The sequence below is a fragment of the Thauera sp. 27 genome (assembly GCF_000310125.2).
GTDB lineage: Bacteria > Pseudomonadota > Gammaproteobacteria > Burkholderiales > Rhodocyclaceae > Thauera > Thauera mechernichensis.
The window spans coordinates 1-14231 of record NZ_AMXB01000065.1 but is presented as its reverse complement, the minus strand read 5'-3'; the positions used below and the strand labels follow the sequence as shown (position 1 = coordinate 14231).

13 protein-coding genes and 1 tRNA gene are annotated in these 14231 nt (G+C 66.8%); 10 read left to right on the top strand and 4 right to left on the bottom strand.

Annotated elements, in window-relative coordinates; genetic code table 11:
* From glcF to B447_RS20610, 6 genes are all read left to right on the top strand, one after another.
* Positions 1 to 791, top strand: a 791-nt coding sequence (glcF, locus tag B447_RS20635; RefSeq protein WP_037983307.1) for a glycolate oxidase subunit GlcF, incomplete at its 5' end; no start/stop codon positions are given.
* Between the two features lie 122 nt (positions 792 to 913).
* Positions 914 to 1690 (top strand): PP2C family protein-serine/threonine phosphatase, encoded by a 777-nt coding sequence (locus tag B447_RS20630; RefSeq protein WP_002927575.1) that lies wholly within the window; start codon positions 914 to 916, stop codon positions 1688 to 1690.
* 210 nt (positions 1691 to 1900) lie between these two features.
* Entirely contained in the window at positions 1901 to 3025 is a 1125-nt protein-coding gene (locus tag B447_RS20625; RefSeq protein WP_002945632.1) for an NAD(P) transhydrogenase subunit alpha, read from the top strand.
* Between the two features lie 12 nt (positions 3026 to 3037).
* Positions 3038 to 3343 carry an NAD(P) transhydrogenase subunit alpha gene (locus tag B447_RS20620; protein ID WP_002945625.1) on the top strand — a complete coding sequence of 102 codons (306 nt, stop codon included), beginning with the start codon at positions 3038 to 3040 and terminating at the stop codon, positions 3341 to 3343.
* Positions 3340 to 4719 (top strand): NAD(P)(+) transhydrogenase (Re/Si-specific) subunit beta, encoded by a 1380-nt coding sequence (locus B447_RS20615; protein WP_002945623.1) that lies wholly within the window; start codon positions 3340 to 3342, stop codon positions 4717 to 4719. The genes B447_RS20620 and B447_RS20615 overlap by 4 nt, the downstream gene beginning before the upstream one ends.
* Before the next feature lie 93 nt (positions 4720 to 4812).
* Positions 4813 to 5175, top strand: coding sequence for a hypothetical protein (locus tag B447_RS20610; RefSeq protein ID WP_002945614.1), 363 nt, complete (start codon positions 4813 to 4815; stop codon positions 5173 to 5175).
* On the opposite strand, the gene B447_RS20605 is transcribed toward B447_RS20610, so the two are convergent.
* The 3 genes from B447_RS20605 to rlmM form a co-directional block, all read right to left on the bottom strand.
* Entirely contained in the window at positions 5169 to 6977 is a 1809-nt protein-coding gene (locus tag B447_RS20605; protein ID WP_002945609.1) for a putative bifunctional diguanylate cyclase/phosphodiesterase, read from the bottom strand. The two genes, B447_RS20610 and B447_RS20605, sit on opposite strands and share 7 nt — an antisense overlap.
* Positions 6978 to 7077: 100 nt before the next feature.
* Complete coding sequence (locus B447_RS20600) at positions 7078 to 8571, bottom strand: DEAD/DEAH box helicase (protein ID WP_002945605.1); 1494 nt, start codon at positions 8569 to 8571, stop codon at positions 7078 to 7080.
* Positions 8572 to 8785: 214 nt separating this feature from the next.
* A complete protein-coding gene (gene rlmM / locus B447_RS20595; protein WP_002945598.1) occupies positions 8786 to 9880 on the bottom strand; it encodes a 23S rRNA (cytidine(2498)-2'-O)-methyltransferase RlmM in 1095 nt (364 codons plus the stop codon).
* Positions 9881 to 10058: 178 nt separating this feature from the next.
* On the opposite strand from rlmM, the gene B447_RS20590 reads away from it, so the two are divergent.
* Positions 10059 to 11096: an aldo/keto reductase gene (locus B447_RS20590; protein WP_002927550.1), complete on the top strand. Its 1038-nt coding sequence runs from the start codon at positions 10059 to 10061 to the stop codon at positions 11094 to 11096.
* 38 nt (positions 11097 to 11134) lie between these two features.
* On the opposite strand, the gene B447_RS20585 is transcribed toward B447_RS20590, so the two are convergent.
* The gene (locus B447_RS20585; protein ID WP_002945585.1) at positions 11135 to 11551 is read right to left on the bottom strand and encodes a hypothetical protein; all 417 of its coding nucleotides are present in this window, start codon (positions 11549 to 11551) and stop codon (positions 11135 to 11137) included.
* Positions 11552 to 11739: 188 nt separating this feature from the next.
* Between B447_RS20585 and B447_RS20580 the strand changes: the two genes are divergently transcribed.
* From B447_RS20580 to B447_RS20570, 3 genes are all read left to right on the top strand, one after another.
* Positions 11740 to 12999 carry an extracellular solute-binding protein gene (locus tag B447_RS20580; RefSeq protein WP_002945578.1) on the top strand — a complete coding sequence of 420 codons (1260 nt, stop codon included), beginning with the start codon at positions 11740 to 11742 and terminating at the stop codon, positions 12997 to 12999.
* 131 nt (positions 13000 to 13130) lie between these two features.
* Positions 13131 to 14099, top strand: coding sequence for an octaprenyl diphosphate synthase (gene ispB, locus B447_RS20575; protein WP_002945576.1), 969 nt, complete (start codon positions 13131 to 13133; stop codon positions 14097 to 14099).
* Positions 14100 to 14137: 38 nt separating this feature from the next.
* Positions 14138 to 14214, top strand: a tRNA-Pro gene (locus tag B447_RS20570).
* Positions 14215 to 14231: the final 17 nt, after the last annotated feature.

The following is a 14231-nucleotide window of genomic DNA, read 5'->3' as shown; positions in this document are numbered from 1 at the left end:
CGGCGGGGGCATGGCCGGCGGCCCGCCACGCTCGGCGGGTGCTCGCGCTGGCGGGGTGTGCGCAGCCCTCGATGGCGCCTTCCATCAACGCGGCGGCGGCGCGCGTGCTCGACGCCGTGGGGGTATCGATGTCCGAGGCGCCAGGCGCCGGCTGCTGCGGCGCGGTGCGCTTCCACCTCCATGACCAGGAGGGCGCGCGCGACGATGCGCGACGCAACATCGACGCCTGGTGGCCTGCCATCGAGTCCGGCGCGATCGAAGCCATCGTGATGACCGCTTCCGGCTGCGGGGTCCAGGTGCGCGACTACGGGCATCTGCTGCAGCACGACCCCGCATATGCCGACAAGGCCGCGCGGGTGAGCGAGCTGACGCGCGACATCGCCGAGGTCGTGGCCGCCGAGGCCGATGCGCTTGTTGCTGCGCTCGGCGCGCGCGCGCTGCCGCGGCGTCGCCTGGCCTGGCATGCGCCCTGCACGCTGCAGCATGGGCAGCGCATCCGCGGCACCGTGGAGCGCTTGCTGGCGTCGGCCGGCTTCGAGCTGACTCCCGTGCGTGACGCTCACCTGTGCTGCGGTTCGGCGGGCACCTATTCCCTGCTTCAGCCCGAGCTGTCGACGCGTTTGCGCGACGACAAGCTCGATGCGCTGCAGGCAGGTGGCGCGGGGCTGATCGCTTCGGCCAACATCGGCTGCATATCCCACCTTCAGGGCGGGACAGGGACGCCGGTGCGGCACTGGGTCGAGCTTGTCGACGATTGCCTGGCCGGGCGTGAGCCAGGCGTTGGCGGCTGAACGTGAAATAAATCACGCCGCCGCAGGTCGCCCGGTCTGGTTGACCGCGTGCCGCCTCTGCCGCCCTGCCGGCGCCCTTGCTATGATGCTTCGTCACCATGCCTTGGGCTGCATCTTCTTCGATGTCATTCACCGCCGAGACCTGCGTCGCCATGCACACGGGCGACCGCAAGGAACAACAGGACCGCGTGGGCCTTTTCGGGCATCCGACCAGGCCCGGCATGATGATGGCCGTGCTCGCCGACGGCATGGGGGGGCACAGCGGTGGTGCCATGGCCGCCGAGCAGGTGCTGTTGCGCGCACGGCAGAACTTCGAGGCCTACGCGCCCCTGCACGAAACCCCCCAGCACCTGCTCGGCAGCGTGATCGACGAGGCGCACACGGTCATCAAGCTCACCCGCTTCACCAGCGAGCAGGATCCGCACAGCACAGCCGTTGTCTTCATGCTCCAGCAAGGCAAGGCGTACTGGGCGCACTGCGGTGACTCGCGCATCTACCATTTCCGCGGCGTACGCACGGTGTCGCGCAGCGCAGACCACTCGCTGGTGGGCGAGCTGCAGCGCAAGGGGCGCCTGGACGAAGCCGGCGCCCTCAACCATCCTCAGCGCAACGTGCTGCTCGCCTGCCTTGGCAGCGAGCGCGAACCGCGCATCGAGTACGGCAGCGAAGAGGCGCCCGTTGCCGGCGACTGTTTCCTGCTGTGCTCCGATGGTCTGTGGGCCTACTTCAGCGATACCGAGCTCGCTTCGACGCTGCAGGAGCTGGCGCCGCGGGCGGCGGCGGAGCGCCTGATCGCGCTTGCGCGCCAGCGCGCCTGCGGCAGCGGCGACAACATCTCGCTTGCCATCATCAAGCTCGTTCCTGCCGCGCCCAAGAGCGCGCTGCCGCCGCTGCGCTGACCCATTGCAGGGCCTTGCCGCGCTGCGAGCGCGGGGCCCGCTCCCCCTTCTGGTGCATTTGGATGATTGCATAGGCCGCGAATGCCGTTAATATGGCTTTCGTGTCGGCCCCATGCGCCTTGAGCGCGGGGCAGGGAGAGATCAACAATAGGGCGGCCGACGCGTCTTTCGATTGCAATTTCATACTGTTCTACAGGGAGGACTACGCCCATGCCTCTGGTCATCGGAGTGCTAGCGGAGACCCATCCCGGCGAGCGACGCCTGTCCGTCGTGCCGGATGTGGTCAAGAAGTATCAGGGCCTTGGCGCCCAGGTGGTGATGCAGAAGGAGGCGGGCAAGGCCGCGCACTTCCGCGATACCGATTTTGCCGATGTGAGCTTCGTCGATAGCGCAGAAGCGGTTGCTGCCGCGGCCGACGTGGTGCTGTGCGTGCAGGCCCCGCCGGCCGCCATCATCGGTGCCATGAAGCCGGGCAGCGTGCTGTGCGGCATGCTGCAGCCGTGGGCGAGCGCCGAGCGTGCGCAACAGCTCATCGACGGCCAGATCAGCGCGTTTGCGCTCGAGCTGCTGCCGCGCATCTCGCGCGCGCAGAGCATGGACATCCTGTCGAGCCAGGGGGCGGTCGCCGGCTACGAGTGCGCGCTGATCGCCGCTGACCACTCGCCCAAGTTCTTCCCCATGCTGACCTACGCCGCCGGCTCCATCCGCCCGGCCAAGGTACTGGTGATCGGCGCCGGCGTGGCCGGTCTGCAGGCGATCGCCACTGCGCGCCGCATCGGTGCCATGGTCGAGGCCTATGACGTGCGTCCCGAGACGCGCGAACAGATCGAGTCGCTCGGCGCCAAGTTCGTCGACACCGGCGTGTCGGCTGCGGGTACGGGCGGTTATGCGCGCGAACTCACCGACGAGGAAAAGGCCAAGCAGGCCGAACGCCTGGCCAAGGCCGTGGCGCAGTGCGACGCACTCATCACCACCGCGGCGATCCCGGGCAAGAAAGCACCCAAGATCATTACCGCCGACATGATCGCGCGCATGAAGCCGGGCGCCGTGGTCGTCGACATGGCGGCCGAGACCGGCGGCAACGTCGAGGGCACGGTCGCCGGCGAGAAGGTGTGGATCAACGACGTGCTCGTGATCGGCCCCACCAACATTCCCAGCCGCATGCCGGTGCATGCGTCCGAGATGATCGCCAAGAACCTGTTCAATTTCATCTCGCCCTTCGTCAAGGACGGCGCACTTGCGCTCGACTGGCAGGACGAGGTGCTCTCAGGCAGCTGCCTGACGCATGCGGGCGAGCTTCGCCACGCCGGCGTCAAGGCCGCGCTGGGCCTGTAAGGAGGACACGCCATGGATGGCTTTACCGCGCTGTACATCTTCGCGCTGGCCGCGTTCACCGGATACGAGGTGATTTCGCGCGTGCCGGTGATCCTGCATACCCCGCTGATGTCGGGGTCCAACTTCGTGCACGGTGTCGTGCTGATCGGCGCCATGGTCGCGCTCGGTCACGCCGACCCGGAAGACCCGGTGCAGCTGGTGATCGGCTTCTTCGCCGTGTTCCTCGGTGCGGCCAATGCCGCCGGTGGCTACATCGTCACCGAGCGCATGCTGGGCATGTTCAAGGCCGGCGGCCGCAAGGAAGGGGGTGCCAAATGACGTCTAACTGGTTCGTGAGCATGGCGTACTTCATCGTCGCCGTGGTCTTCATCCTCGGCCTCAAGGCCATGGCCTCGCCGGTGACGGCGCGCAAGGGCATCGTGTGGGCGGGCTTCGCCATGGTCGGCGCGACCGTGGTGACCTTCTTCATGCCCGGCCTTAACAACGTTGGCCTGATGGTGCTGGCGATCGTGCTCGGTGGCGGTGCCGCCTGGTACAGCGGCAAGATCGTCAAGATGACCGACATGCCGCAGATGGTCGCTATCTACAACGGCATGGGCGGCGGCGCGGCGGCGGGCATCGCCGCGATCGAGCTGGTGCGCGGCGTGCAGCACGACGCCATCACCTCGACCCTGCTTGCGCTGGGCGCGATCATCGGTGCGGTCGCCTTCTCCGGCTCGTGCGTGGCCTTTGCCAAGCTGCAGGGCCTGATGAACAAGGCGATCCGCCTGCCGCAGCAGAACAACGTGAACTTCTTCCTGACCTTGCTGACCTTCGGCGTGGGCCTGACCGTGGCCTACTCCGATTCGCCCGGCGGCTTCGAGATCTTCCTGTTCTTCGTGCTCGCGCTGGCGCTCGGCGTGGTGCTGGTGATGCCGATCGGCGGCGCCGACATGCCGGTGGTGATCTCGCTGCTGAACGCCTTCACCGGCCTGGCGGTGGGCTTCAAGGGCTTCGTGATCGGCAACCCGGCGCTCATCGTGGCCGGTATCGTGGTCGGCGCCTCGGGCATGCTGCTCACCCAGCTCATGGCCAAGGCGATGAACCGCCCGATCAAGAACATCATCTTCACTCCGCTCACCGGTGCGGCGGCCGAAGGTGGCGAGGCGGTCGAAGGCACGATGCGCGAACTGTCGTCGATGGACGCGGCGGCACTGATGCGCTACGGCCAGAAGGTCATCATCGTGCCGGGCTACGGCATGGCGGTGGCCGGCGCCCAGCACAAGGTGTGGGAGATGGCGCAGCTGCTCGAGGAGGGCGGCGTCGAGGTGGTGTTCGCGATCCATCCGGTCGCGGGCCGCATGCCGGGCCACATGAACGTGCTGCTGGCCGAGGCCGGCGTGCCCTACGACAAGATCTTCGACCTCGACGAGATCAACGCCGACTTCGCGCAGGCGGACGTGGCGCTGGTGATCGGCGCCAACGACGTGGTGAACCCGGTGGCGCGCACCGACAAGTCGAGCCCGATCTACGGCATGCCGATCCTGAATGCCGACATGGCGCAGAACGTCATCGTGGTCAAGCGCGGCAAGGGTGCCGGCTACTCGGGTATCGAGAATGCCCTGTTCTACAAGGATAACTGCCGCATGCTCTACGGCAGCGCGCAGGAAGCCATCGGTGAAGTGATCCAGCACGTGAAGGCGCTGGAGGTCTGACGCGTTCTGCCCCGCCGCCAGTTTGCGGCGGGGTGCTCAAGTCTGACTGGCATCGGGCCGTTACCGGAACCATGTGTTCCCGGGAGCGGCCCGATGCGTTTCTTGCCTCTGTTGATGTCGATGATTCTGATGCTTGCCGCTGGGCAGGTACATGCCCAGGCCGACGGTGCTGCCGGCATCGATGACGCTGCCGTCGATGGGACTCCGGAGGGGGCAGAAACAGCGAATCAAGGCGCCGACGGGCGCGAGCCGCCCGAGTGGCGCAGCACCGCGGGCTACCCATTCCCGGCGCTGGCCGACACGGTGGCGCGCATGCAGAACGTGGCGCACGCCATGCGGCTGCGGGATTACTGCGCCGATCGCCGCGTGTCAGACGAATTCGTGCGTGCCCGCTTGCAGCGCTTCAGTCAGCTCACCGGGCGCGAGGAAACCTGCACCACGCTGCTCGACTACTGAGCGGCGCTGGCCAGGAAAGCGGCGAACTCTTCTGCGCGGAGCGGGCGGCCGAACAGCGGGCCCTGCTGCAGTTGGCAGCCGAGGGCGCAGAGGAAGGCTTGCTGCCCAGGGTCTTCGACGCCGCGGGCGTAGATCTCGAGCCCGAGCGTGGTCGCCAGGCTGCCCACGGCCTCGACGACGGCCTCGCTATCTTCGTCCTTGCCTACGCCGCGGACGAGGGCAGGGTCCAGTTTCAGGGCCTTCACCGGGTAGCGGCGCAAACGGGGTATCGAAGACAGGCCGCGCCCGAAGTCATCAACTGCAAGGCGGATACCGATCTCGCTCAGGCGGTCCAGGGTTGCGCTCAGCTCGGAGCCCTGTTCTTCCAGGATTTTTTCGTCGAGATCGAGTTCGAGCCGATCGGCGGACAGGCCGGTTGCGCGCAAGGTGACCGCAACGCGTTCGGCGAAGTCGCCGTGGATCAATTGCTCGAGACCGACGTTCACCGTGAGGCGCGGCGGCCTGCCCCCCGCGACCGCTGGCCAGTCATGGGCCAGTCGGCAAGCCGTACGCAGGACCCAGTCGCCCAGGCGAGCGAGCAGGACCGGGTCGCCGATCGCGCCGATGAAGCGTCGGAAGGGCAGCAGGCCGAGTTCGGGGTGCTGCCAGCGCAGCAGGGCTTCGCCTGCCTGGACGATGCCGGTACGTGCATCGACCAGGGGCTGAAAGTGCAGCAGCAACTGATGCTGCTCGAGCGCGTCGCGCAGTCCGCTCTCCAGATAGGCGTCATCGAACCCTGGGTCGTCGGCGAGGACGTCGTAATGCTGATGGTTGTTGCCGCCCAGTCGGCGAGCTTGCTGCAGGGCAAGCCTGGAGTGGCGGAGCAGGGTGTCGAGGTCGCGCCCGTCCTGCGGGAAGAGCGCGACCCCGGCGCTGGCGGTGAGCGCGAGACTGCAGACGCCAACGAGCAGGGGCTGTGCGACGCTGGCGACCAGGGTGCTGGCAACGCGCGCTGCCTGGCTCGGCAGGTCGATCTCCGGGAGCAGTACCAGGAAGCTGTCGCTGCGCTCGCGTGCGACGATCGCCGTCTGTCCTGCCGCTTCCTTCAGGCGATGTGCGAGATGCTGCAGGGCGGCATCGCCGATATGGTCGCCGTGTGCACGGTTGACGGCCTTGAAGCCGTCGATGTCGATGCGCACCAGCGCCATGGTGCCGTGCTGGGCCCGCACGCGGGCGGCGCTGTCGTCGAAGCGCGCTTCGAGCAGGCGTCGATTGGGCAGGCCGGTGAGCAGGTCGTGGCAGGCCAGGTACATGGCCCGGAAGTCGGCGCTGCCTTCGCTTGCCGCAGAGGCACCGCGTGTTGGCTGTATCGCCTTGCGGCTCCTGGATTCCACGGCTGCGCCGGGCTGCGCGGGCGCGCTCAGGATGATGGCGTGGATGCCTGGTCGCAGCCGGGGGGCCGCGATGAACTCGAGAACGCGCTCGCCACCGCCGGGCAGCGCGAAGGCGAGTGTGCCGCGCTTTTCGCCCTGGATGAGCACGCGTGCGCGTGCGGCCAGGAAGGCCTCTTCACTTGGAAACAGTTCGGCGAGCGGGCGGCCTGCAACCTGGCGATAGTCTCGCCCCAGTAGGGTGCAGGCGGCGCTGTTGGCATCGAGCACGACCTCATCGCCGGTAATGACGAGGCCTTCGTCGAGCAACTCGAGCAGGGCGAGGTAGACGCCGGTCTCGGCGCCCTCCGAGAGGTCGGGAACGAAAGCTTCAGTCGTAGTGGGCAGGCCCGGTTTGGGGGGCGTGCCCGGGGGGCGTCCAGATGGATTCACGGGCGGCTTCAGCGTTGAGGTTTCCTGCCTTTACGGCACGACCTGCAGGATACTTGATGCTGTGTCCGAGCCGTGACCGGAAAAGGCCGCGCTGTGGGGGCTATTTTTTGCCCAAGCCGCCCAGGAGCACCGCGATCGGCCGTTTCGGCCGACGCAGCGGGTCGGCTTCGCCTGTGGTCGTGAGCGTGGAAGCCGCCTCGATGATGCCGGTGCCGACGCCACTGGCGGGTTCATAAGGCTTGCTGAAGTCGAAACCGTCGGCAGCGATCGTCGACCGTCCGCGGCGCGCTTGGTGACGCGTGTCGTCGCGGCTGCGTTCGCGGTCACCGTCCCGGCGCTTGTCCAGCGTGCGGGGGGGCGCGATGTCGTGTGCTGCCTCGTCGCCACCACGTGCACTCCCTGGATTGCGTCGACCGCGTTGGCCGCGTGAGCCGGCCTCGTGGAAGTCCGGGTCGGGGTCAAAGCCGGGTACGATCTCCTGGGGAATCTCGAGCTTGATCAGCTTCTGGATCTCGGCCAGCCAGTGCTTCTCTTCTGCGCTGACGAGCGAGATTGCGTTGCCCTGGTGACCGGCGCGGCCGGTGCGACCGATGCGGTGAACGTAGTCTTCGGCGGTGTGCGGAAGCTCGAAGTTGATCACGAAGGGCAACTCGTCGATGTCAAGGCCACGTGCGGCGACGTCGGTGGCGACGAGCACGCGCAGCTTGCCCGACTTGAATGCCTCCAGGGTCTCGGTGCGCTGCTGCTGGCCCTTGTCGCCATGGATGGCGTCAGCCGAGATGCCGCTGCGCTCCAGGAAGTGGGCCAGGCGGCCGCACAGCAGCTTGGTGTCGACGAAGACCAGGGCCTGGGTGTCGGGCTTGTGGCGCAGCAGGTGGGCGAGCAGGTTGCGCTTCATGCCCGAGGACACCGGGTGCACCACGTGGGTGATGGTCTCGGAAACCATGTTGCGGCGCGCGACCTCGATCAGCTGCGGGTTCTTCAGCATCTGGTCGGCGAGCTTCTTGATCTCGTCCGAGAAGGTGGCCGAGAACAGCAGGCTCTGGCGCTGTGCAGGCAGCAGGGAGAGGATGCGCTTGATGTCGGGGATGAAGCCCATGTCGAGCATGCGATCGGCTTCGTCGAGCACCAGCACTTCGACCTGGGACAGATTGATCGACTTTTGCTCGATGTGGTCGAGGAGCCGGCCGGGGGTGGCGATGACGACCTCGATGCCGCGGCGCAGTTCGGCCTGCTGGGGGCGGATGTCGACGCCGCCATAGACGCATATCGAGCGTAGCGGCAGGTGCTTGCTGTAGGTCTTGACCGACTCGAATACCTGCATCGCCAACTCGCGGGTCGGGGCGAGGATGAGCGCGCGCGTCTGGTGGCGGGCGGGCGAGGTGCTGGTGTTGGCGTGGCGGGCGATGCGGTGCAGCAGCGGCAGGGTGAAGCCGGCCGTCTTGCCGGTGCCCGTCTGGGCGCCGCCCATGACGTCGTGACCAGCGATCACGATCGGGATGGCCTGGCGCTGGATGGGCGTGGGTTCGGTGTAGCCGGCGTCGGTGACGGCTTGCAGCAGTTCGGGAATGAGGCCGAGATCGGCGAAACTCATGGGCGCCTTTGCGGAGAGTGCAGCCCCGCTGCAAAGGTGCGCGCGACTGCCGGATTGGTAAAGGCCGGATTATACACGGCGCGAAAAATCGTTTACCGCACAGGGGCTTCGCGTCGAGGGTTATTGAATGATCGCCAGCGACGACCCGCTGCGCGCATCCCCCGCAGCAGGAGCGGCGCAAGCCCTGAGCCTTGCTTCATCCCGGGCCTGCCGCCTATTTCTTCAGCATCAGGAAGGCGGTGACTTCCTCGCGGTCGTGGTAAAGGTGCTTGATGCGCAGATCGAACGGGCCGACGCTGTTGAGCCGCTTGCGGATGAGCTCGCGGCACTGTTCGACGGCCTCGACGCGGCGCTTCATCGGCAGCTTGAGGTTGAAGACGGCGTAGCGGCAGCGGCCGGTGGCGACCCACTCCGCCATCAGTGAGGCGATGCGGCTGGGCTGCTCGACCATGTCGCACACCAGCCAGTCCACAGGTCGGTGCGGGCGCCAGGTAAAGCCGTCGGCACGCAGGTGCTCGACCATCTCGGTTGCCATCACGGTGTCGCGCAGCGGGCCGTTGTCGATGGCGGTGACGCGCAGCCCGCGCTGTACGAGTTGCCAGGTCCAGCCCCCAGGGGCGGCGCCCAGGTCTACCGCGCGCTGGCCGGCGCGCAGCATGTTGTCGCGCTCGTGGTCGTCGAGCAGCACCATGAATGCTTCGGCCAGCTTCATGGTCGAGCGGCTGGGGGCGCTCGAGGGCATGCGCAGGCGCGGGATGCCCATCGGCCAGGTCGAGCACTGGCCGGGCTGGCCGGCACCGAGCCAGGCGGTGGTGGCGTCCGAGAACAGCACATGGAGCACCGGCAGGCCGGCGCGGCTGGTGCGCAGGCAGCCGGCCTTCTCGAGGGCCTTGGCGAGCGGTTCGGTAAAGCGCTTGCAAAAGCCGGAGCGCTGCTTGGCCTCGTCGGTGTCCGGGGTTTCCAGCATGACGCCGGAGAAACGCTGGCCCGAGGCCTTGACCGCATCGACGATCGGGGTGGCGCGGTCGCGCTCGGGCAGGCCTTCGACGCGTGCAAACCAGGGCAGCAGCTGACGGGCGAAGGTGGCGCGTTGCCAGTCGGTAGCGTTACCGAAGTTGCCGAGCGGCGTCGGCTCGAAGGTTTCGTATACGACGAAACCGGAATTGGGCTCGGCGCGCACGTAGCCGATGAGTCCGGCCTCGGCGGCGAGGTCGTCTAGCTCGGCTGCCAGCTCCTTTTCGAAGCCGGCGCGGCAATAGCCGATGAGGCCGGCGCAGAGCAGGCCGGCGGCGGGGGTGTGCTGGTTCATTGGGCGAGGGCGCGCAGGCGCTGAAGTATGATGGGGCCCGAAGCTTGCATGCCGGGGCGGGGCGCAGCATGGGCCGAGGTCCCGATGATAAGCCGCCGCGGCCTCGGTGGCGAGCCCGCCGCTTTTGGTCGTGTAGTAACGGGTTTGGAAACGACAGGAGAACATGAAGATGCGCGAGATGGTTTACCGGCCCTTGGGCGACAATGGAACGCGGGTGTCGGCGATCTGCCTGGGTACGATGACCTTCGGCGAGCAGAACAGCGAGGCCGAGGCGCATGAGCAGCTCGACTATGCCGTGGCGCACGGGATCAACTTCATCGATGTGGCCGAGATGTATCCGGTGCCGGCGCGCGCCGAAACCAGCGGTGCAAGCGAATCGATCGTCGGCAGCTGGCTGGCACGCCAGGCGCGCGAAAAGCTGGTGATCGCGACCAAGGTGGCTGGGCCGGCGCGCAGCGTGGACTGGATCCGCGGCGGCCCGCTCGCACTTGATCGCGCGAACATCCGCGCAGCGGTAGAAGGGAGTCTGCGTCGCCTGCGCACGGACTATATCGACCTCTATCAGCTGCATTGGCCGGCGCGCAATCAGCCTCTGTTCGGGCAGGGCTTGTTCGATCCGGCACGCGAGCGTGAGAGCACGCCCATCCGCAGCCAGCTCGAGGTGCTCGCCGAGCTGGTCGCGGAGGGCAAGGTGCGCCAGGTTGGCCTGTCGAACGAGTCGCCGTGGGGGGTGATGGAGTTCCTGCGCCATGCGCGTGAGTTCGATCTGCCGCGCGTGGTGAGCTTGCAGAACGCCTACAGTCTGCTCAATCGCACGTATGAGTTCGGGCTCAGCGAGATTGGCTTCCGGGAACGGGTGGGCTTGCTCGCATACTCGCCGCTGGCGTTCGGTCACTTGTCCGGCAAGTACCTCCAGGATCCGGCGGCACGCGGACGCCTGACCCTGTTCGAGAGCTTCGGCGCACGTTATGCAAAGCCCGGAGTGGGCGGCGCCGTGCAGGCCTATGCCCGCCTGGCGGGCGAGTACGGCTTGAGCCTGACCCAGCTCGCGCTCGCCTTCGTCTACACGCGCTGGTGCGTCACCAGCACCATCATCGGCGCCACTACCCTGTCACAGCTGCAGGAGAACGTCGCCGCCTGGGATCTCGCCCTGCCGCCGGAGGTGCTGGCCAAGGTCGAGACACTGCATGCGGTGCATGGCAGTCCTGCGCCCTGAGTGCCGAGCCGCGTGACGCATGCCTGCGTCCAGCGGCCTCAGCGCGTGGCCGGTGCCTGTGCGGGGGGCTGAGCGGGGCTGCCCGCTGCCGGGGACGCCGTGGCTGCGGACGGATCGGCTGCCGCGGGCGTGCCTGGCAGGGTCGGGAGCTGGGTGAGTTGGGCCGGCACGACCTCGAGCTTGCGTTCCAGCATGTAGTCGTTCATGTCGCGCCAGCCGGCAAACACCGCGGCCTTGTCGGCCGACGGGTTGAGTGTGTAGCAGTCCTCCAGTGAGCGGCCGGAATGTCGGCAGCCGCTGCCAATGGCGCGTCCTTCCGCTTCCATCCGTGCCGCATCGCGCTCCGGGTTGGGCAGTTCGAGCAGTTCGGCGATCTGATCGCATCCCGTCGCAAGCGGCAGCAACGCGAGCAGCGCAAGGGTGGGCAGGAGCTTGGGCAGGGTGCGACGGTGCATGGTCGGGGCGATCGGAGTGGGCTGCAGGGTAGGGCGTTGAGTGCTTATCGGCAGGCGCGTCGGATACTTGATGCCGGCCCCGCATGTTACATCCGGGGGCACCCGCTTGACGCGCTGGCAACACTATAATCCGCGTGCTTGCGGGCCGTCGGTCCGGGCTTCTCGTCCTGTGTGTCAAGTATATGTATATGAAGCGTTTTCGTGGTTCATTCGGCCCTCTGGCCGCCAGCCTTTTCGTCACCGTCGCGTGCGCGCTTCCGGCGCAGGCCGCGGCCCCTCTGCAAGTGGAGCTTCATCATCGCCTGCCCGAGAGCCGGGTCGGCGCGCTGGCCGACCTGGTCGAGCGCTTCAATGCCCAGTCCAAGGACGTGCGGGTCGTGCTCAGCGACGTCGATTGGCGTGCCGGCAATCCGCACATGATGATTCTCGAAGGCGATGACGAGGAGGAGTTCGTCTCCGGCAAGCCGCGCTTCAAGCCCTTGCATGCGCTCATGCGCGAGAGCGGCGTGGCGCTGCAGGCCGTGCGCCCGCCGGCGATGATGACGCGTACGCCTGTCGATGCCCAGGGGCGTCTGCTGGCCTTGCCGATCGGACTGTCCACGCCGGTGCTCTTCCTCAACCGCGATGCCTTGCGGCGCGCCGGCATGAACCCCGAGACGACGGCCATCTCCACCTGGTTCGACCTTCAGGAGACACTGGGGCGCCTGGCCGATGCCGGCCATACCTGCCCCTACACCGTGTCGGAGCCGGGCCGGGTGATGGTGGAGAATCTCAGTGCGTGGCACAACGAGCCCGTGGCCGCAATGCGTGACAAGCGCGTCGTGCCCAGTTTCAACGGCATGTTCCAGGTCAAGCATGTGGCGATGATGGCGAGCTGGACGCGTGCCCGCTATCTGCATGTGTTCGATCAGCAGGCAGAGTCCGAGCGCCGCTTTGCCAGTGGTGACTGCGCGGTGATTGCCGCCCCCTCGGCAAGCTGGGTGGACTTCCGGCGCAGTGGTCAGGTCGATGTCGGTGTCGTCCGTCTGCCGTATTACGACGACTTCCCCGGTGCGCCGCAGAACACCGTTGCCGACGGCCCTGCGCTGTGGGTCTCGGCGGGCAAGAAGCCGACCGAATACAAGGCGGTCGCACGCTTCGTGGCCTTCTGGCTGCAGCCTGAGAACCAGGTCGCGTGGCAGCGCGAGACGGGCTATCTGCCGCTCAATCGTGCCGGCCTGCTGGCGTCGACGAGCGAACTGCTCGGTGATGACCTCGACAACGTCCGCGTTGCGGTCGAGCAGCTCACCAACAAGCCGGCAACGCCGCAGTCTTCCGCTCAGCCTGCGGTCGAGCGCAGCAAGGTGCGTCGTATTCTCGACGAGGAACTGGCCGGTGTATGGGCGGACGAGAAGGCCGCCAAGGAGGCGCTCGATAACGCCGTCATGCGGGCGCAGGGCGGCCAGTAGCGCTTGTGGATATTGCCTGCGGGTACGGGCACTTGCGACCAGCCGGAAGCAGGTTTCGCTCCCGGCTGGTCGGCTTGACGCCGCGCGCGCGCGGCGCCTAACATCCCGCTTTTTTCGCGAGCGTGTCCGCCTTGTCCGTCAAGCAGCTATTCGCGCCGATCGCCGCCGACATGCAGGCAGTCGACGCCGTCATTCGCGATCGTCTCTACTCCGATGTCGTCCTGATCCGTCAGGTGGCGGAGTACATCATCCACAGCGGCGGCAAGCGCTTGCGTCCGGCACTGGTCCTGTTCACCGCGGGCGCCATGGGTTACAAGGGCACGCAGCACCATGAGCTTGCTGCGGTGGTTGAGTTCATTCATACCGCGACCTTGCTGCACGATGACGTGGTCGACGAGTCCGACCTGCGGCGTGGCAACAAGACGGCCAATGCGATGTTCGGCAATGCGGCCTCGGTGCTTGTGGGCGACTTTCTCTACTCGCGCGCCTTTCAGATGATGGTCGGGGTGGACAACATGCGCGTGATGCGCGTGCTGGCCGATGCGACCAACGTGATTGCCGAAGGCGAGGTGTTGCAGCTCCTGAACTGTAACAACGCAGATGTCGTCATCGACGATTATCTGCGCGTGATCCGCTACAAGACCGCCAAGCTGTTCGAAGCGGCTGCGCGCCTCGGCGGCATCCTGGGGGGCGCCGACAGCGCCCTCGAGGAACGTCTTGCAGCCTTTGGCATGCATCTGGGAACGGCTTTCCAGCTCATTGACGATGTGCTCGACTACTCGGCCGACGAAGTCGACACCGGCAAGCATCTGGGCGACGATCTCGCCGAGGGCAAGCCGACCCTGCCGCTCATTCACGTCATGCAGAAGGGCAGTCCCGAGCAGGCCGCGCTGGTCCGCAGTGCGATCGAGAATGGCGGTCGCGATGACTTTGCTGCCGTGCTGGCGGCAATCAAGGACACCTGTGCGCTGGAAGAGACGCGTCGTTACGCTGCGGCAGAGGCGCAGCTGGCCATAGACGCAATATCGACACTTCCCCCTTCCATTTTCAAGGATGCGCTGCTACAATTATCGGACTTTGCAGTTAGGCGAAATCACTGATATATTAGTGGGCTTCGCAAGGCAGCGAGTGAAAGTGTCGGGGAATAGCTCAGCCTGGTAGAGCACTGCGTTCGGGACGCAGGGGCCGGAGGTTCGAATCCTCTTTCCCCGACCAAGTATTCCCGAAAAGCG